Origin of the sequence: Algoriphagus yeomjeoni (assembly GCF_003259505.1) — a bacterium.
GTDB classification, from domain to species: domain Bacteria; phylum Bacteroidota; class Bacteroidia; order Cytophagales; family Cyclobacteriaceae; genus Algoriphagus; species Algoriphagus yeomjeoni.
Window position 1 is genome coordinate 526,895 of the sequence record NZ_QLLK01000001.1, and the last position, 18,228, is coordinate 545,122.

Sequence of the window (18,228 nt, forward strand, 5' to 3'; positions counted from 1 at the left end):
TTTTAGTTTTCCATTATACAAAATAGTTAGCTGTTCAGACAATAAATATTAACCAAAAAAAACCTCCCGATCACTCAGGAGGTTTTTGCATTTATATACCGGACTATAATTCTCAATAATGTATATCAGCAATTGAACAAGCAAAAGCTACTTAAAATACGGTAAACACTAGCATTTATGGTACTTCGGTCACCCGTCATCGGTCTTCCAGCCTTTAAAACAAGGAATTAAAGGTTACTGATATAATAGGAAACAATCACCTCCCTAGTATATCACTTTCACCATACTCGTGATGACAGAGGCCATACGGATGGATTCGAAGATTCTTTCTTCGCTGGATCCCAATTCGATTAGGTGATTTTCATGAGAAGCTACGCACATCTGGCAGCCGTTCACCGCAGAAACTGCCGTAGAGATCAATTCGAAGAATTCTTTTCCTAACACAGGATTCATCATAATGTTCATGCGAAGTCTGGCAGGGAATTGACCGTACTTTTCCTTTTCCACAAAGTGGCGGAATCTGTACAAGACATTATTGCTGCTCAGCAAAGAAGCACAGGCCACTGCTTCACCGATCTCGGCAATTGTAGCTTCGTTTTCCTCTGCCAATTTTCTGAAAAATCTCTGAAGGGGATTGTTGGCTGCATTAGCTGCAAGTGCCAAGCCCATCAAAGCAACTTCCTTTTGGTTTAGTTTATCCCCTTTGAGGATAGTCTTGAAGTTAAGTTTCAAATCTTTCACATATCTGGAATCAGCATCGCCCAGATTTCTCAAAGATTCATTGGTAAATTCTTCATTCAGGCCTACTACTTCCAGTAGTTCGACAACTGATTGATTTAATGATAATACTTCCATGGTGTGGTGTTAGAGTTAGGTTTGAAAGCAAGCAAAGGAGATCATAAAACCTCCTTTGCTGTAAATTACCTTGAGATCTGAATTAGTTCAGGTTCAACGTAGCTTCTCCTTTTTCCCAGTTGCATGGGCAAAGCTCGTCAGTCTGAAGCGCATCAAGCACTCTCAAAACTTCCTCTACATTTCTTCCTACAGAAAGATCGTATGCAGATACCCAACGAACAATTCCTTGAGGATCGATGATGAACGTAGCTCTGTAAGCAATTTTCTCGTTTGCTTCCAGGATACCAAGTTCCTCTGCAAGAGACTTAGAAGTATCAGCTAGCATAGGGAAAGTAAGGTCACGAAGATCTTCGTGGTTGTTTCTCCAAGCCAAGTGAACGAATTCAGAATCAGTGGAAGCTCCTACCAATACGGTATCTCTGTCTGCAAATTCACCTGCATTCTTGTTGAATTCAGCGATTTCAGTTGGGCATACAAAAGTAAAATCCTTTGGCCACCAGAACATTACCATCCATTTCCCCTCGGAAGTGTGGATAGTGTTGCTGATCGTCTGGAATTCTTGTCCTTTTTCTCTGGAAACTACTGCTGTTTTTTCGAAAGCTGGGAATTCAGCACCCAAGCCAAGCATTCTGCTGCTCATAATATTGTAAGGTTTAGTTTTCAAAATTGTTACACAAAGTTGTCCATCAATTTTTCATCAATCAAATTAATAATTGTTATCTCTTTATAACTTTGAGTTATATGACCCTGTATCAATTAGAGTATATCGTTGCCTTGGATAATCACCGCCATTTTGTGAAAGCTGCTGAAAGTTGCCATGTCTCTCAGCCAAACTTGACAACGCAGATCAAAAAATTGGAAGAAGAGATCGGTGTCAAAATTTTTGATCGTGACGCCAAACCTGTAAAACCCACCCTAGCCGGGGAGCAAATTCTGCTAAAGGCCCGCCAAATTCTTCGTGAAGTGGCCGATTTAAATGAGTTTGTCCAAGATGAAAAGGAGTCTTTGGATGGGAGCTTTACCATTGGCGTGATTCCCACCATTGCTCCTTACTTACTTTCGCTGTTTTTGCCAGAATTTGTACGCGCAAACCCAAAGACAAAACTGAAGATCCGGGAACTTCAGACTGTTGAAATCATCTCAGAACTTCAAAAAGGAACTTTGGACATCGGGATCTTGGTCACTCCAGTTGAGGAGAAATCCATACGGGAGATTTCACTTTTCAATGAGCCGTTCTTGCTCTATTTACCAAAAGATCATCCGCTATGTAAAAAATGGCACATCACCCCTACAGTTTTGGATCCTAATCAAATGCTGGTTTTGGATGAAGGACATTGCTTTAGAGAACAGACTTTGGCTATCTGTGAAAGTGATAGAACCAGAAATAACTTTGGTTTTGAATATCAAAGTGGATCGATTGAGTCTTTGATTCGATTAGTGGACAAAGGGGTTGGGTATACACTTGTCCCTGAGATGGCGGTGCTTTCAGAATTTGGGAATGAAAGAATCCGAAGATTTGACTCTCCGGAGCCCGTTCGTGAAATCAGTCTCGTTGTACACAGTAGCTTTACAAAGGAAGCTTTGATCGAAGTCTTGAGAGCGAGTATCCTCAAATCAATCCCTGAAAGATTTCAAAAGATAGATCATTACATCAAAGTAAAATGGCGTTGAAACAGCAAATTTAATTTACCCAACTTTCAGGCGAAGTTCCCCTTGTCTTTTTACCACTTTCAATTCGAAGTGTTGATTGATAAAAGCTTTGCAGTGGTTTTCAGCCCATTCAGCACGGGACTCGGTATCAAAAAGTATGGTCATTCTCAGCATCGTTTTCACATATTGCTCATAAATCCCCAAATCCCGGACATAGGCGACCAATGCAGCGGACCAATCTTCCTGAAACTTCTCCAGATGAGTTCTTCCATCAAAAAGCATTTCCAATTGATTGTCACCATGTTTGTAGCGATAGATTCCACAAAGCTGACGGTATATCAAACGAACCCGATCTCTAGGAAATTCGAAGCAGTCAAGTATTTGAGCATAAGTCTCATCCATTAATTGAAGCGGATTGTACAATGAAGTATAAGAGCGCTTCAATTCAAAAACCATCCGATCTATTAGTTCTTCTTCAAGCACGGATTGCGCCTGTCGAAGAATGTAATTTTTATCTAATGGAAAGAGTTTTTGGATCATGCTGCGCAAAAATACGAAATTATCTTTTTAGGATGGATTAAAATTATGTTTTATGTCAGGTGTCGGATGCCCGGTGCCTTTCCGAAACTTCATCATTCGAACTTCAACATTTTACATTCATTTTTAAAAACCTTCTTATTTCTCCAAGAGAAGAAACCAGCAAGGCTATTTTCGACTTCGCTAACAAGGACATATTATGTTTTTCACCACAATAACTGTCAGTCCGAGCACCCGAAATATGGAAGTCTGAAGGCACGAGGACAATTATTTCATTTCTTTTAAAGAGCCTTCGACTTCGCTCAGGCAGACACCCGGCTTCGCTCAGGCAGACACCCGACATGGGACATTGGACATCCATCACCCGACATCGGGCATCAAACACCGGGCATTCACTACCCCCAATCCGCAGGCCTTCTCGCCTCATATTTTTCGATCTTATCGAGCAAATCCACAGGATCATCAGAAACAATCAACAATTCCTCCTGCTCAGGATACATAAATCCCTCCTTCATGGCATGTTCTAAAAATGCAATCAGTTTATCATAGTACCCATTCACATTATAGAGTGCCAGAGGTTTTTGTATGTAATGAAGCTGGTTAAGCGTCATGATTTCAAAAAGCTCTTCCAAAGTCCCGATTCCTCCAGGCATTGCAATAAATGCGTCACCTCGCTCAGCCATCAGCCATTTTCGATCACGCATGGTCTCCACGATGATCAGTTCAGTACAGCCACGGTGTGCTACTTCCCGATCTACCAATTTCTGGGGAATGATCCCTAAAACTTCCTTTCCAGCTTCCAGCATTTCATCAGCGATCACGCCCATCAATCCCACTCTTCCGGCTCCATATACCAGCGAGTGATCCCGTTTGATCATCTCCTGAGCCAATGCTCGGGCACCTTCCTCATAAACTGAACTATCGCCTTTTCTGGAACCGCAATAAATGGTAATTTTCTTCATGACTTTAAATCAAAAGTGGAATTCTAAATTACAGGTTTCTATTTTTTAATGCACAGGCATAAGGAAGGTTTTACAAAAGCTTAATGGTTCTGGAAGAAATGGTGTTTCGTATAAGATTGAAATATAAAAGGTGTAGAAAGTATTTTTAAATGCTCCTTCATGCATGCTAAACACTCCTATTGAGGCCGCTGCAGCTTGTCCCGTCTACGGTCTTCTAGCCTTTAATCAAGAGAATTATATGTAATAGCTTCATGGCAAGTATTCATTATCCACTATTTTTGAACTATGAAAATCTGCTTTTCTACAAACAACCCGAAGAAAATTGAAGAAGTAAAAGCTGCACTGGGTGATAGCTTTGAAATTGTTTCATTGAAAGATATTGGTTGCTCCGAAGAGCTTCCAGAGACAGGCGACACGCTGGAGCATAATGCCTTTCAGAAAGCCAAGTATGTTAAGGAGCATTTTGGAGTGGATTGCTTCGCTGATGACACAGGGTTGGAGGTTGATGCATTGGAAGGGGAGCCTGGAGTTTATTCTGGACGCTACGCTGGCGAACCTAGAAGTGACCAGCGAAATATTGATTTATTATTAAAAAATCTTGGAGATACTTCCCTTCGCACCGCACGATTTAAAACTGTTATTGCCCTGTTGCTTGGTGAGGAAGAGTACAAATTTGAAGGTGTGGCAGAAGGCGAGATTATGAGAAGTAGAACGGGAGATGGAGGCTTTGGATATGACCCTGTCTTTCTTCCTAAGGGACATTCTAAGTCTTTTGCTGAATTGAGTATGGTAGAGAAAAATCAAATCTCCCACAGAGGAAAAGCTGTCAGCGAGTTAATAACCTTCCTAAGCCATAGATAATTCTGTATAAAGTAGAAAATCAGTTTAACTTTGCCTCATGCAAAAACCATTCATCGTCGGTATCACGGGAGGATCTGCTTCGGGAAAAACACTTTTTTTAGAGCGGTTGCTCAGTTCATTTGAAGAAGGAGAAGTTTGCCTGATCTCTCAGGATAATTACTACAAGCCGAGGGAAATGCAGCCGATAGATGATCATGGAGTTCATAATTTTGATCGACCGGAAAGTATAGATTTTGAAGAGTACGCGGCAGATATCCGTAAAATCCAAGCTGGAGAAACGGTCTACAGAGAGGAATACACCTTCAACAATGCAGCGAAAACACCAAAAATGTTAACTTTTTCTTCTGCTCCTGTAGTAGTGGTGGAGGGTATCTTCGTGCTTTACTATCCAGAGTTGGCGAGCCTTCTTGACCTGAAGGTTTTTATTGATGCGAAGGATCATATCAAGTTGAAAAGAAGAATCATTCGGGACAAAGTAGAACGAGGCTATGACCTGGACGATGTGCTATATCGCTATGAGCAGCACGTGATGCCTACTTATGAGAAATACATCAAGCCGTTTATGAACGATGCGGATTTGATCGTTCCCAATAATCATAATTTCGATAAAGCGCTTGAAGTAATCCGCACTTACTTACGAGTGAGGACCTCTTAATACTTCTGTTAATACTCTGATTTATATCATTTTATTTCGAATTTAGAGTCCACAATCAGAAATTCTAAGATGAGAAATGGTCAATTTAAATAATTGGCTATATTTGCGCCGCATGAAAGCAACAAAACGAAATAGCAACTTATTCCAACAGCGCATTACTGTGATGCTGGCATTGCTATTCTGTTTATTTATTTCAAGCGTAGAATATGTTCCTGAAAATGGAGAATCGGTTAAAGTCGAAAAGCAAGACAAAACCACTTCAAATGATCAGGATCAGACTTTTTTAAATGTGGCAGTAGATGCCGTGGTACCGTTTGTGGTTCATGTTTCCCACAGCTTACTTTACCTAATTCAGGACATTGTAAGATTTGATGGTTCCACCTTCATCACCGAATCCACCTCAGTTTTTCAACCAAATCAGCTCGTAGAAATACTTTTTGAGCGAATAATATCCACCAAAGGACCCTGATTTCAACTAATTCCCGAATCATCCAAGCGCTTACCTTTTTATTGGTTAAGCCATAAATCTGTATTTACAATCAATTAATAATTTCAATTTCTCATGCAAAACAAAGGTGTCATTGTGTTTTTGACAGTGATCGTTACAGCATTATGCTTGTACTATCTGTCATTCACATTTGTATCAAACAATATCCAAAACGAGGCCCAGGAATATGCAACTGATGCTGCTGGCAACGTGGATTTTTCTAAAAGACAAAGCTACCTAGACTCTATCTGGAGAGCTCCGGTTTACAGCTTTCTAGGAGCTGACTATACTTTCCAGGAAGTAAAGGAAACCGAACTTGGTCTGGGTCTTGACCTTCAAGGCGGTATGCACGTGACTTTGGCTGTCTCTCCAGTGGAGATTGTAAAAGGACTTGCTGGCAACCCAAAAGATGTAGCTTTCAATAAATCTGTAGAAGAAGCTCGTGAAGAAGCTAAAACTTCTACCGCTAAGTATGTGGATTTATTTTATGCTGCATTCCAGAGAAATAGCCCAAATCAAAAGCTTAGTAGTATTTTCGCTACAGCAGCCAATAGAGGTCGGATTTCTTTGGAATCCTCTGATTCTGAAATTCTTGAAATTATAGACAACGAGATTGAAAATGCTATCGAGCGTTCTTTCAATATCCTTAGAACTCGTATCGATAGATTCGGGACTTCTCAGCCAAACATTCAGAGAATCCAAGGTTCTGGTCGTATTCAGATCGAATTACCTGGTGTAGACAATCAGGAAAGAGTAAGAAACTTACTTCAGGGTGTAGCAAAACTACAGTTCTGGGAAGTAGCTGAATCAAATGAAATCGGTGCAGCTCTAGAAGCTGTAAACAGTGCCTGGGTAGCTGCAAATCAATCAGCTGAACCTGCTAGCGAGGATACGGTAGCTACTGAGAATCTTACAGGTGATGATTCACTGAGAAATGCTTTAGAAAAACAACTGGCTGAAATCGATCCTTCTAGATCTGGTGATAACAGTATCTCCCCATTATTCAGCTTGTTAAAACCTAATTATGGTCTTGCATATGAGCTTCGTGATACCATGGCAATCAACCGTATCATCAAAAATGAGGATTACAAAAGTCTATTGCCAAGAGATATTAAGCTGCTTTGGGGTGTGAAGCCTTTCGAAGCTGAAGATGGTACTGAAACGTTGGAGCTTTTTGCAATTAAAACTGAAAGAGGAACGGACGAAGCTCCACTTGAAGGTGATGTAGTGACCGATGCTCGTCAGACATTGGACCAAACGTCTAGGCCTGCAGTTTCCATGCAAATGAATGCAGATGGTGCAAGAAAATGGAGAAAGTTAACCGCTGAGAATATCGGTAGAAGAATTGCGGTAGTATTGGATGACTATGTTTATACAGCTCCGGTTGTAAACGGAGAGATTCCTTCTGGTCAATCAGAAATTGCCGGAAACTTCTCACTTCAGGAGGCACAGGATTTGGCTAATATTCTTAAGTCAGGTTCTCTTCCTGCTCCTACGCAGATCGTGGAAGAAAGCATCATCGGCCCTACTTTGGGTAGAGAAGCATTGAACCAAGGTTTGATCTCCATGGTAGCTGGTTTGGCTATTGTGGTTCTTTTCATGATGGCTTACTATTCAAAAGGTGGCCTGGTAGCTATTGCAGCATTAGTGTTCAACATCTTCTTTATCCTGGGTATTTTGGCTCAGTTAGGTACAGCCTTGACCTTGCCAGGCATTGCTGGTATCGTGTTGACAATAGGTATGTCCATAGATGCGAACGTATTGATTTTTGAGCGTATCAAAGAGGAGCTTCGCAATGGAGTTGGCTTATTAGCTGCGATCAATGCAGGTTACAATAAAGCTTTCTCAGCCATTCTCGATTCGAACGTAACGACTTTCCTTACAGGTGCTATTCTTTATGCATTAGGTCAAGGTCCAGTAAAAGGATTTGCAATTGTGTTGATGATCGGTATTGCTTCTTCCTTCTTCTCCGCAGTATTTATCACACGCGTGATTGTATCCTGGATGAGTAAGAAAGGTGATAAGAGCTCGATTAGTTTCGCCACTCCATTTGCTAAAAATTCATTGAGCTCATTGAATCTTGATTTCTTGGGTAAAAGAAAGGTTGCTTATCTTATTTCCACTTCCATCATTGTGATTGGTTTGGGAATAGCTGCCGTGAATGGCTTGAAATTCGGGGTTGACTTTACAGGTGGACGTTCTTACATCGTTGCATTTGATGAGCCTATGGCTGCTTCGGATTTGAAATCAGGTTTGGATAGGGAGTTTGATGGATCGGTAGAAGTGAAAACTTATGGTTCAAACAATGTTTTGAAAGTGACAACTTCCTATTTGGTAAATGAAGATGATGCTGAATCTAACCTTGAGGTAGAAAGTAAAGTAAAAGAAGGAATTGCTACGGTTACTGGATTAGCATTCACTGACGACGCAGAAACGTTAGCTTCTGGTCAATTTGCCATCACAGGTTCTTCTAAAGTTGGTGCTACAGTAGCGGATGATATTAAAGCATCTTCCGTCGAAGCCATGGTTGTAGCTTTGGTCGCTATTTTCTTATATATCTTATTGAGATTCCGTAAGTGGCAATTCTCCCTGGCATCTATCATTGCCTTGATTCACGATACACTATTTGTGATTGCTGCCTTTGCTATCGCGAGTGCATTTGGAGCTACTTTCGAGATTGACCAAGTATTTATTGCTGCGGTATTGACAGTGATTGGTTACTCCATTAACGATACTGTGATCGTATTTGACCGTATTCGTGAGAATATCGAAAGCAGAGGAACGCATAAGTTGGTGAAAGTATTCAATGACGCTATCAACCAGACCTTAGGTCGTACATTGATTACTTCATTTACTACGTTGATCGTGGTGATTGTCTTGTTGATATTTGGCGGTGAAGTATTGAGAGGATTCTCTTTTGCACTATTTATTGGTGTATTGGTGGGTACTTATTCTTCAATCTACATCGCAACTCCTATTGTTGTGGATTTGATGAAAAGAGAAATTGACAATGAGAATGCTACTAAAGAAGCTAAAAAGCTTGCCTAAATAGTCATAATACAAAATAAATTAAGGGAGCGGGTGCCATACTCGCTCCTTTTTTATTGTCTTGAGGACTATAAAACCCTTATCTTTTGGGGGATTATTTCTACAGTATTTACTCAATTTCAAATTTTTAAAAAATAGATCTTACATGAAAATTTCAAAGGAAGACTTCGAGAGCATGAAAGCTAAATATGACAAAGAAGTCAAAAAAGGCAAACCTGCTAAAGGAGCAAAAGGGAAAGATAAAGATAACCAGTTGAACTGGGTATTTTTTGACAGGGGGACACTTGAGAGTCTACTGGCAAAAGTCGATGAAGATCCAAAAGTAGGTGGGATTCAATTCTACATTACAGAATACACTGAAGAAACAGCGAACCTAGTTTACCCTAATCAAGCCGCCGCATACGAAGGCCAGCTTACGATTGTGATGCGTGCTGCCAATCTAAATGATAGTCAGTTGGTTTTCGTAGACGAAGATGGTGGAGGCTTTGAAGGAGGAGGTGTGGAGTGCCCTTTCAAATGTGATCCAGACCCTACGGGTAATTAAGAAAAAGTATGGATAGTAAATTGTTACAAGCATTTTCTGATTGGTTTACTATTAGCACCAATTTACTATTGATAATCGGTGTAGTTTTTTTCATCAAGTTACCAAAAGGCAAGAGAGCCAATATTCAGTATTGGCTTCCTTTTTTGATTTTAACATTTACCGTGTTTTATGAAAATTTTGGAGCTTATACGAATTATAATTATGACTTAAAAAAAGCGGTAAATGCCTACCTTGGAAATACTGAATATCCTAAGTTTAATCTTTGGCTCTTCAATATTGCCAGAAGACAGGTAGGTGTGATCCTTTATTTATTATTGATCAAGACTTGGCTCCCGCCATCTAAAAAGAAATATATCAACTGGATGATTATCGTGTTCATATCGATGGCATGTGCACTTCAGTTTTCAGGGATAGAACCGCTGTATTATAATCAGCCTATAATCTTTGCGCTTGGAGCTAATTTGATCTTGATAGGGAGCGGGTTATATTTTATTGGAATGATTACGCAAGACCAATTTTTAGAAAGCAATCCACTTAGGTTAGTATCATTTTGGCAAATGACTGTAATAATGTTCACGTTTTCATTGAATTATATATCCTCTGTAGCCCTGCTATATCTATTTGCTGTCAATCCAGTATTAGGAAGTAGTTTACAGCAGTTTTCCTCTTTCATGTGGATTTGTACTTTGGGAGTTCTAACAGTGACTATTGCCTCGCCATTGATTCCAAAAGTCTTTGAAAAAGAACCATTTTATAAATCTTATGGCCCCTAAAATTTGATTCATCAAACCAAATTAAGGACTAGTCATGTGGCGAATAAAATCATTATCTTTTGGGGAATTATTTCTACAGCTTTTAATCATCTAAAATTTTTACAAACTTAATTTTCATGAAAATTTCTAAAGAAGACTTCGAGAGCATGAAGTTAAAGTACAGTAAGGAAGTGAAGAAGGGTAAGCCTGCTAAAGACAAAAAAGGCAAGGATAAAATCGATCAGACAAATTGGATTTTTTTTGATAGAGAAACCTTGGAAGGCTTGCTAGTAAAAGCTGACAAGGATCCCAAAAAAGGAGGTATTCAGTTTTATATCACTGAATATACGGAAGAAGTAGCTGCTAAATATCACCCAAACGAAGTGGATCAATTAACCGGCGCGTTAACTGTAGTCATGAGAGCAGCTAATCTAAACGAAGACCAAATTACTTTTTCAAACCCAGAAGAGGATTATCAAAATGTAGGAGCGATGTGTCCCCCATTCTGTGATCCTGAGCCGACTGTCTCCTAATGATGGATAGTAGGTTTTACCAAATATTTACCGATTGGTATCTAATAGCAATATCTTTCCTATTGATTGTAGGCATTTTCTATTTCCTAAAATTACCCAATCATCTTAAGGTTAGTAAAATCTTCTGGTTTCCGTTTTTAATTTTAGTATTTACGGTTATTTATGAGAATATGGGGGGTTATTTAAAGTACAATTTTGAATTTAATAAATTGGTAAATGCCGCCTTGGGTAATGAGGAGAACCCCACATATAATGTTTGGCTATTTAATATTGGCTATTATCAAATAGGTACTATTCTTTATCTTTTTTTAATCAAAAATTGGCTAGTACCCTCCAAAAAGAAATACATCAACTGGCTGGTCTTTGTTTTCATTGTCCTGGTAATAGCAATACAGCTCCTTGGTATAGAGCCTATTTACACAAGCCAACCCATCATTTTTGCAATAGGAGCTAATATGATTTTAGTGGGTAGTGGCCTTTATTTTATCGGTTTAATTACCGAAGACAATTATCTCAATTCCAACCCATTTAAATTATTGTCCTTTTGGCAAATGACTTTTATACTATTCACCTATTCCCTTACTTATATCAACTCTGTCGCCTTATTGTATTTGTGGAACATAAACAAAGAATTAGCCATTTCCCTCATGCAGATTAATAGAGTTTTAGGGGTTATTAATCTTTCATTACTTGTATTGTGGGTGGCGTCACCAAAGCTGACTAACATATTCGAAACGGAACCATACTATCATGGAAGCATCTGAAGATCAGATTTATGTAATAATATTTGCAACAATATTCCTTGGCGGAATCATGTCCACTTTCGTGATCTCCATGGTTTTTATCCACAGACAGCGGCAGGCACAAAACCGTCAAAAAATGGATCAGATCAAATCTGAACATGAAAAAACCTTGCTGAATATTGAAAATGAAATCCAGCAGGAAACCTTAACCTACATAGGAAGAGAGCTTCATGATAACATAGGACAGTTACTTTCCCTTGCTAAGCTGAATTTTGGATCCATAAAGCCAGAGAAACAATCCGAGGGAAAGGAAATTCTTAGTCAGGCAATCCAGGAGGTGCGTGGACTCTCCAAGCAATTGAATCTTGATTGGGTAGAAACACTTAGCATCAATGAATTTGTTGCTCAACAATTGGCAAGAATTCAAAATACTGGCTTTTGTGAAACCTCACTGGAGGCAGATTTTGAATTACTGGATTTGCCTAAAGACCAAAAACTTGTATTAATTAGGGTAATCCAAGAGTCTCTCAATAATGCTATCAAGCATGCATCTCCTGAAACTATTCAAATTAGGATACATGAAAGTGGGAATGTCAAACGCATTTTGATCAAAGATGATGGCCGGGGATTTGACGCATCCCAAGACTCTCAGGGTAGTGGGATGTTCAATCTCCGCAAGAGAATGGAGACTATTGGAGGTCAATTTGAACTGAGTTCTGCTATTGGCAAAGGAACAGAAATCACTTTAACCTTGCCAAATTAGATTTTAGGGTATAATTTGAAGTGAAATTACCCTGAAGTACTAATCTCCCTTACCAATGATCAGGATTGCCCTGGCTGATGACCATAAATTATTTGCAAAAGGAATTGAAGGAATTCTCGAGGAAGAGGATGACCTTTTGGTTACCGACGTATTTGCTAACGGAAAAGAGCTATGTGACTATCTCGCAGATAATGAGGTAGATGTGGTGCTTACCGATCTGAATATGCCAATCATGGATGGCTTTGGAGTATTGGATCATTGCAAAGAAAACTTCTCCAAACTAAAGGTAATTGTCCTGTCCATGTACGATGAGGAGAAGATTTATAAGAAATGCATCGAGCAGAGAGCTGATGCTTTTATCTTAAAAGATGCAGACCCCGACGAGTTGATTTTTACCATTCGTGAAGTTTTTGATGGCCGTCATGTCTTGAATTTTGACAGGGTGAAAAAACAAGCCCTTCAAGGCGCATATTTTGATGCCTTCCGCTCACGGTATAAACTTTCGCGACGTGAAACAGAAATAATTCATTTGATCAAGGACGGAATCCAAAATAAGGAAATTGCTAAAATGCTCAATTTGAGCAAGCAAACTATAGAGACACATCGCAAAAATATCCACTTGAAGCTGCAAGTTAGCTCCAGAATCGAGCTCGTCAATAAGGCTCACGAAATGAATATTTAATCATGAGTAATCCTATCAAAACTGCTATTGTAGGCTTCGGCTCAGTGGCTGAAAAAATGCATGCCCCACTTATTGATGTATGCCCTGATCTCGAATTGGTCGCTTCAGTGGAGCGACGTACCAATCGCTGTGAAGAATTATACGAAGGAGTTACTACCTATAGGAGCCTGGAGGAATTGCTAGATGCTGATGTCGCGGACTTGATAGTCATCACCACTCCTAATGAATATCACTTTCCGATGGCTATACAGTGTCTGAATGCCGGAAAGCATGTGGTCGTAGACAAACCCGTGACGATTTTTTCTCACGAAGCCGAGGAGCTACATAAATTAGCTGAGGAGAAAAGATTGATTTGTACTGTCTTTCATAACCGCCGCTTCGATGGGGATTTCATGACCTTGCAGAAATTGGTGCGAGAGGGAGATCTTGGGGATTTGGTTTATTTGGAATCTCATTTTGATCGATACCGTCCTGAAGTATCTGAGAATTGGAGAGAAAAGGAAGTTCCTGGAAATGGCATAACGTACGACCTTGGCGCACATTTGATAGATCAGGTCGTCTTGCTTTTTGGCCTCCCAAACTGGATTCAGGCAGATATTCGAAAGCAAAGAACTGGGGCGGTGGCTGATGATTACTTTGATATTATTTTGGATTATGGGTCGCTGAAGGCTAAGGTGACTGCAGGTGCTCTGGTGAATGTTCCTACACCTAAGTTTTTGCTTTTGGGGAAAAATGGATCTTATCAAAAGTTTGGTTTAGATGTCCAAGAAGCGGCTTTCAAAGCAGGTGAAAAGCCAGAAGGCCCAACTTGGGGTGTGGAAACTGAGGAGAAGTGGGGGAAAGTTTTCCTCACTGAGGAAACAAAAGCTTACGAAACAATCCCGGGAGATTACCGAATTCTCTACCAAAATGTAGCTGATGCTATTTCAAAAGGCACTAGCCTAGCCATCACAATTCCTCAGACAATCAGCGTTTTGAAGATCATAGAGGCCTCTTTTGAAAGTGCTAAGTCCGGAAATAGGATCTCAAAAGAAGAGGGAGGTTGGTAATAGATTTAAGTCTGGCTCTTTTTTAGGGTAAGGTTTGGAAATAATTAAACCGACATGAAAAAAGTATTCTTATTCTCATTTGCAGTTTTTGCATTTATATCGATTTCTAAAGCCCAAGTTTCAGTAGGCGTCAATTTCCAGACTTCTGATACATTCATAACAGTGGGTACAGATCCAGACAAAGAATTCTTTGGCGAAGCTAGACTAGGGATAGGTCATCACATCGGGCTGGAACTGATGGGAGGCTATAATTTCGTCAGAAAAAGTGAAGTCAATGCCTATGTGGGTGCTGGTTTGGGATTATTGGGAGATCATCACCATAAGCATCACGACGATCATAACGATATCTATGTCGCAATACCTGTAGGCGTACTGATTAAGCCATTTAACACTAAGAATTTGGGGTTTTTGATAGAAGCCGCACCAGTGATTGCCAATCATTCTCATACTTACCTCAGAGGAGGGATAGGAGTAAAGTACACGTTTAGATAGAAAAATAAAACCACCAACAACATAGCCCTGATTTCTTGAAAGTCAGGGCTATTTTTATTAAAAAATCATTTCAACTGAATTTGATATTTTAAGCACCCCAAGATTTCAATATGTTTCCTTAATTTTGCCGCTATGGCAAAAACAGCAACTCCTGCGGAAAACGCGCAATTGAAAGATATTATTTCCCATGCCAAAGAGTATGGTTTTGTTTACCCTAGTTCTGAGATCTACGATGGCCTTCAGGCTGTATATGATTATGGAGCTTATGGCGTAGAGTTGAAAAACAACCTGAAGCGTCTGTGGTGGGAAACCATGACACGTGTCCAGGATAACATTGTAGGTATCGATGCTGCTATTTTTATGCATCCTACCACTTGGAAGGCTTCCGGTCACGTGGATTCATTCAATGATCCTATGATCGACAACAAGGATTCCAAAAAAAGATATAGAGCTGATGTGCTGGTGGAAGAGCATGCAGCGGTTTTCGAAAGAGCTGGCGATATAGAAAAAGCAAATGCACTGACTGGCGCACTTGCAAGATTACTTGAGGCTGAGGATCTAGATGGTGTAAGAGAATTGATTACTAATGAAGGTATTAAATGCCCAATATCTGGAACTTCCAACTGGACAGATGTTCGTCAGTTCAACCTGATGTTTTCTACTCAGGTAGGTTCTGTGGCTGAAGATTCCACTACAATTTACCTTAGACCAGAGACTGCTCAAGGCATTTTTGTGAACTTTCTGAACGTGCAGAAGACTGCCAGAATGAAAGTTCCTTTCGGGATTGCCCAGATCGGTAAAGCTTTCAGAAACGAGATTGTAGCACGTCAGTTTATCTTCAGAATGCGTGAGTTTGAGCAGATGGAGATGCAATTCTTCGTACGTCCTGGCACTGAGCTGGAATGGTATCAGAAATGGGCGGATATGCGAATGAAATGGCATTTGGCACTAGGAACTCCTGCGGAAAAACTGAGAAAGCATGATCACGAAAAGCTCGCTCACTATGCAAATGCCGCGATGGATATAGAATTTGATTTCCCATTTGGCTTCAAAGAAGTAGAAGGGATTCACTCTAGAACTGATTTTGATCTGAAGTCACACCAGGAGTTTTCCAGAAAAAAGCAGCAGTACTTCGATCCGGAAGTCAATCAGAATTACATTCCTTATGTAATCGAGACTTCTATAGGTGCAGATCGTTTGTTCTTGTTGACCCTTTGCAATGCATATACTGAAGAAAATACAGAAGAAAAGAGCAGAACGTACTTGAAACTACATCCAGCGATTGCACCTGTGAAAGCAGCGATTCTTCCGATCACCAAGAAGGATGGCTTGCCAGAAAAAGGTCAGGAGATCGTAGAGTTATTGAAATACGATTTCAATATTATCTACGAAGATGCAGCTTCTATTGGTAAGAGATATGCACGTCAGGATCTGATTGGAACTCCTTTCTGTATCGCAGTGGATCATCAGACCTTGGAAGACAACACCGTGACGATCCGTCACAGAGATACGACAGAGCAAGAGCGAGTGCCTATCTCTGAGCTTCATGGTAAAATTGCTGAAGCGACTAGCTTTAGAAGAGTTTTTGAGAAGTTGTAAGAAAAGAAAAGTCATAAAAAAACCTCTGAGAGTGATCTCAGAGGTTTTTTATTAACAAATTATTCAGGACAATCTATAATAGCTTGTACTGAGGTTTTGATACCAAAATAGTCTCCTTTTAATATACCAGAAACTGTATAAGAAGAACCCGAAACATCTGTGAATTTATAATCAAATTGACCTGGTGCTGGATTGTTGTTGTTTTGAAGTCCAGGAATAGTGCCATTATCTACATCAGATTGAAAGAAGTTTTGAACGAAGATAGAACCTGGATCGAGATTGCCTTCCTCATCATAACTTTCATCACCAAATACATATCCGGATAATAAGTCAATTGTTATTGCAACATAAGTTAAACCGTCTTCTACATATTCATCTACAATTTTAGCATTGCCAACATGGGTTTGATTTGCTCCTGCCTGTAATTTTACTCCAGTAATTAAAGATGAAAAAGAGGAATATTCAGAGAAATTTTTTCCTGGATTGTATTCGAATCCTTCTGTCCAAGACCCTTCTTCATCTCCATAACAAATCTGTGTATCAGGACAATCAGTTTGTATCGTATATACAAAGTATTTAGCTTGGTTAGCATTCACATTAGCAAATTTCAATCCATCAGCCCAATAGTTATCATCACCAACAGCAAACATAGCTGCAAGATCAATGTTGACCCCTTCTAGAGCAGGATAAACATCGGTTAAACCACTTATTGGAATAACAATCGTTGAGGAGTTTGTTGCATTTCCTGCAATTATTGTATTCTTAGCACCATTATTTGCTACTGTAGTTTGATCGCCAGCAAAATAAGAATAATAAGAAGGTATAACCCCTTCAGGAGAAAAATCTAGGTAAACATTTAATTGGTCATTAGATACCTTTACCGAACCAACTAAATCTAATTGTCCATTTAGTTTCCGAACAGGGATAATAGTCTCAATTCCGCAAAATACTCTACTATTAATTCCATTATTAGATGCATAAGGAGTCAATTTGAACCCATTTTTGGCTGCAACTTCTTGCTCAAGTAGCAAGTCTTCATTTTCATAGGTAGCCATTTGGCTACAGGCTCCTAGGAGCATTGCTGAGGTCACCAACGCCAGCAATTTAAGTGTGAGTGTTTTCATAGTATTCTGTAGGATTTATTTTAATGAAAGATATATGTTTTTCAAACATAAAAAAAAGCCGTTCGCAATAATTTCCTTGAAATAGTTTAAGCACTTATTACTTCAGTACAAGTAATTTTCTCCAAATCTGGAAAAAAGTGAATCTTTTATGTATATCCGCTTTTCTACCGGTAAGGAGGCAAAAGCAATGTAGGTAATGTTAAACTTAAGAATTGAGGCCACTTCGGTCTTCGGTCTCCCGATAGCTCGGGAGGTCTTCCGACTAGATAAGCAAAGAATCTAAGGTGACTGGCATCATTGCGGATAATCATAAAATCTTTTTAGTAATTCTTGTGTAGTTCTTGGGTGGGTAACCTTTGGTTTTGCAAATCCTATTTCCTAATATCACTTCACCCACAATCCCCCGTCCCGTTCATTTTTCAAGGTGGAATTATCAATGTAGCGAAACACGAATTGGTCAATCACCTCATCCGCTTTGGCTACAATAATTTTTTCACCCCTAATTTTGAAAGTGGTTCTAAAAATAATATCTCCACTTGGAAGGATATCTGCTACTCCATCTGGGGAAAGTGTCAAAGTGCTCGCACAACCGAATTCAGGATTCGCTTCAGGATCACAGCCTTCAGGGATATAAGTATAGGTTCCTAGGATCTCTGGCTCGTCTATTTTTTCGCAGGAAAAGAAAATCACTGCGATTACCGCGATTAAAAGTGAGTTTTTCATAAAAAAGTGGGTAGTGTTTGTAATCTATACGCGCTGCAGTGCTTCAACGATACACTTTAGGAAAACTTTTAACAAAACCCTCTTTATTCCTATTTCATTGGGTTATGGGTGGCGCATCTGATAGACTTTGAAAGCCATCGACAAAAAATGGGTTTACTAACATCTTTGA

The 18,228-nt window shown here is 39.6% G+C and carries 20 protein-coding genes; 14 read left to right on the forward strand and 6 right to left on the reverse strand.

Annotated elements, in window-relative coordinates:
* Positions 1-264: 264 nt before the first annotated feature.
* Both LV83_RS02240 and LV83_RS02245 read right to left on the reverse strand, forming a co-directional pair.
* The gene (locus tag LV83_RS02240) at positions 265-855 is read right to left on the reverse strand and encodes a carboxymuconolactone decarboxylase family protein (RefSeq protein WP_111609886.1); all 591 of its coding nucleotides are present in this window, start codon (positions 853-855) and stop codon (positions 265-267) included.
* An 82-nt stretch (positions 856-937) separates the two neighbouring features.
* Positions 938-1,495 (reverse strand): peroxiredoxin, encoded by a 558-nt coding sequence (locus tag LV83_RS02245; RefSeq protein WP_111609887.1) that lies wholly within the window; start codon positions 1,493-1,495, stop codon positions 938-940.
* Positions 1,496-1,596: 101 nt separating this feature from the next.
* Between LV83_RS02245 and LV83_RS02250 the strand changes: the two genes are divergently transcribed.
* The gene (locus LV83_RS02250; RefSeq protein WP_111609888.1) at positions 1,597-2,526 is read left to right on the forward strand and encodes a LysR substrate-binding domain-containing protein; all 930 of its coding nucleotides are present in this window, start codon (positions 1,597-1,599) and stop codon (positions 2,524-2,526) included.
* 15 nt (positions 2,527-2,541) lie between these two features.
* Here the strand turns inward: LV83_RS02250 and LV83_RS02255 are convergent, their stop codons facing one another.
* The gene (locus LV83_RS02255) at positions 2,542-3,045 is read right to left on the reverse strand and encodes a hypothetical protein (RefSeq protein WP_111609889.1); all 504 of its coding nucleotides are present in this window, start codon (positions 3,043-3,045) and stop codon (positions 2,542-2,544) included.
* Positions 3,046-3,437: 392 nt separating this feature from the next.
* The gene (locus LV83_RS02260; protein ID WP_111609890.1) at positions 3,438-4,004 is read right to left on the reverse strand and encodes an LOG family protein; all 567 of its coding nucleotides are present in this window, start codon (positions 4,002-4,004) and stop codon (positions 3,438-3,440) included.
* Positions 4,005-4,289: 285 nt separating this feature from the next.
* Here LV83_RS02260 and LV83_RS02265 point away from each other — a divergent pair, with 285 nt between their 5' ends.
* The 13 genes from LV83_RS02265 to LV83_RS02325 all read left to right on the forward strand — a co-directional run bounded on the left by LV83_RS02265 (position 4,290) and on the right by LV83_RS02325 (position 16,212).
* A complete protein-coding gene (locus LV83_RS02265) occupies positions 4,290-4,865 on the forward strand; it encodes a non-canonical purine NTP diphosphatase (protein ID WP_111609891.1) in 576 nt (191 codons plus the stop codon).
* 37 nt (positions 4,866-4,902) lie between these two features.
* Entirely contained in the window at positions 4,903-5,520 is a 618-nt protein-coding gene (locus LV83_RS02270) for a uridine kinase family protein (RefSeq protein ID WP_111609892.1), read from the forward strand.
* A gap of 112 nt (positions 5,521-5,632) precedes the next feature.
* A complete protein-coding gene (locus LV83_RS02275) occupies positions 5,633-5,989 on the forward strand; it encodes a hypothetical protein (RefSeq protein ID WP_111609893.1) in 357 nt (118 codons plus the stop codon).
* Positions 5,990-6,082: 93 nt separating this feature from the next.
* Positions 6,083-9,055, forward strand: a complete 2,973-nt coding sequence (gene secDF / locus LV83_RS02280; RefSeq protein ID WP_111609894.1) for a protein translocase subunit SecDF — start codon at positions 6,083-6,085, stop codon at positions 9,053-9,055.
* A gap of 145 nt (positions 9,056-9,200) precedes the next feature.
* A complete protein-coding gene (locus tag LV83_RS02285; RefSeq protein WP_111609895.1) occupies positions 9,201-9,599 on the forward strand; it encodes a molecular chaperone DnaK in 399 nt (132 codons plus the stop codon).
* Positions 9,600-9,607: 8 nt separating this feature from the next.
* On the forward strand, positions 9,608-10,372 hold the full coding sequence (locus tag LV83_RS02290) for a histidine kinase (RefSeq protein ID WP_111609896.1): 765 nt from the start codon (positions 9,608-9,610) through the stop codon (positions 10,370-10,372).
* A gap of 116 nt (positions 10,373-10,488) precedes the next feature.
* Positions 10,489-10,884 carry a molecular chaperone DnaK gene (locus LV83_RS02295; protein ID WP_111609897.1) on the forward strand — a complete coding sequence of 132 codons (396 nt, stop codon included), beginning with the start codon at positions 10,489-10,491 and terminating at the stop codon, positions 10,882-10,884.
* A 62-nt stretch (positions 10,885-10,946) separates the two neighbouring features.
* Positions 10,947-11,648, forward strand: a complete 702-nt coding sequence (locus LV83_RS02300; protein ID WP_245946976.1) for a histidine kinase — start codon at positions 10,947-10,949, stop codon at positions 11,646-11,648.
* Positions 11,635-12,390: a sensor histidine kinase gene (locus LV83_RS02305; RefSeq protein WP_111609898.1), complete on the forward strand. Its 756-nt coding sequence runs from the start codon at positions 11,635-11,637 to the stop codon at positions 12,388-12,390. The genes LV83_RS02300 and LV83_RS02305 overlap by 14 nt, the downstream gene beginning before the upstream one ends.
* 55 nt (positions 12,391-12,445) lie before the next feature.
* On the forward strand, positions 12,446-13,072 hold the full coding sequence (locus tag LV83_RS02310; protein ID WP_111609899.1) for a response regulator: 627 nt from the start codon (positions 12,446-12,448) through the stop codon (positions 13,070-13,072).
* Positions 13,073-13,074: 2 nt separating this feature from the next.
* A complete protein-coding gene (locus LV83_RS02315) occupies positions 13,075-14,121 on the forward strand; it encodes a Gfo/Idh/MocA family oxidoreductase (protein ID WP_111609900.1) in 1,047 nt (348 codons plus the stop codon).
* A gap of 54 nt (positions 14,122-14,175) precedes the next feature.
* Positions 14,176-14,613, forward strand: coding sequence for an outer membrane insertion C- signal (locus LV83_RS02320; protein ID WP_111609901.1), 438 nt, complete (start codon positions 14,176-14,178; stop codon positions 14,611-14,613).
* Positions 14,614-14,745: 132 nt separating this feature from the next.
* Positions 14,746-16,212 (forward strand): glycine--tRNA ligase, encoded by a 1,467-nt coding sequence (locus tag LV83_RS02325; RefSeq protein WP_111609902.1) that lies wholly within the window; start codon positions 14,746-14,748, stop codon positions 16,210-16,212.
* Between the two features lie 59 nt (positions 16,213-16,271).
* Here LV83_RS02325 and LV83_RS02330 read toward each other — a convergent pair whose 3' ends face one another.
* Positions 16,272-17,336, reverse strand: coding sequence for a hypothetical protein (locus LV83_RS02330; protein WP_111609903.1), 1,065 nt, complete (start codon positions 17,334-17,336; stop codon positions 16,272-16,274).
* 384 nt (positions 17,337-17,720) lie between these two features.
* On the reverse strand, positions 17,721-18,059 hold the full coding sequence (locus LV83_RS02335; protein WP_111609904.1) for a hypothetical protein: 339 nt from the start codon (positions 18,057-18,059) through the stop codon (positions 17,721-17,723).
* Positions 18,060-18,228 lie beyond the last annotated feature (169 nt).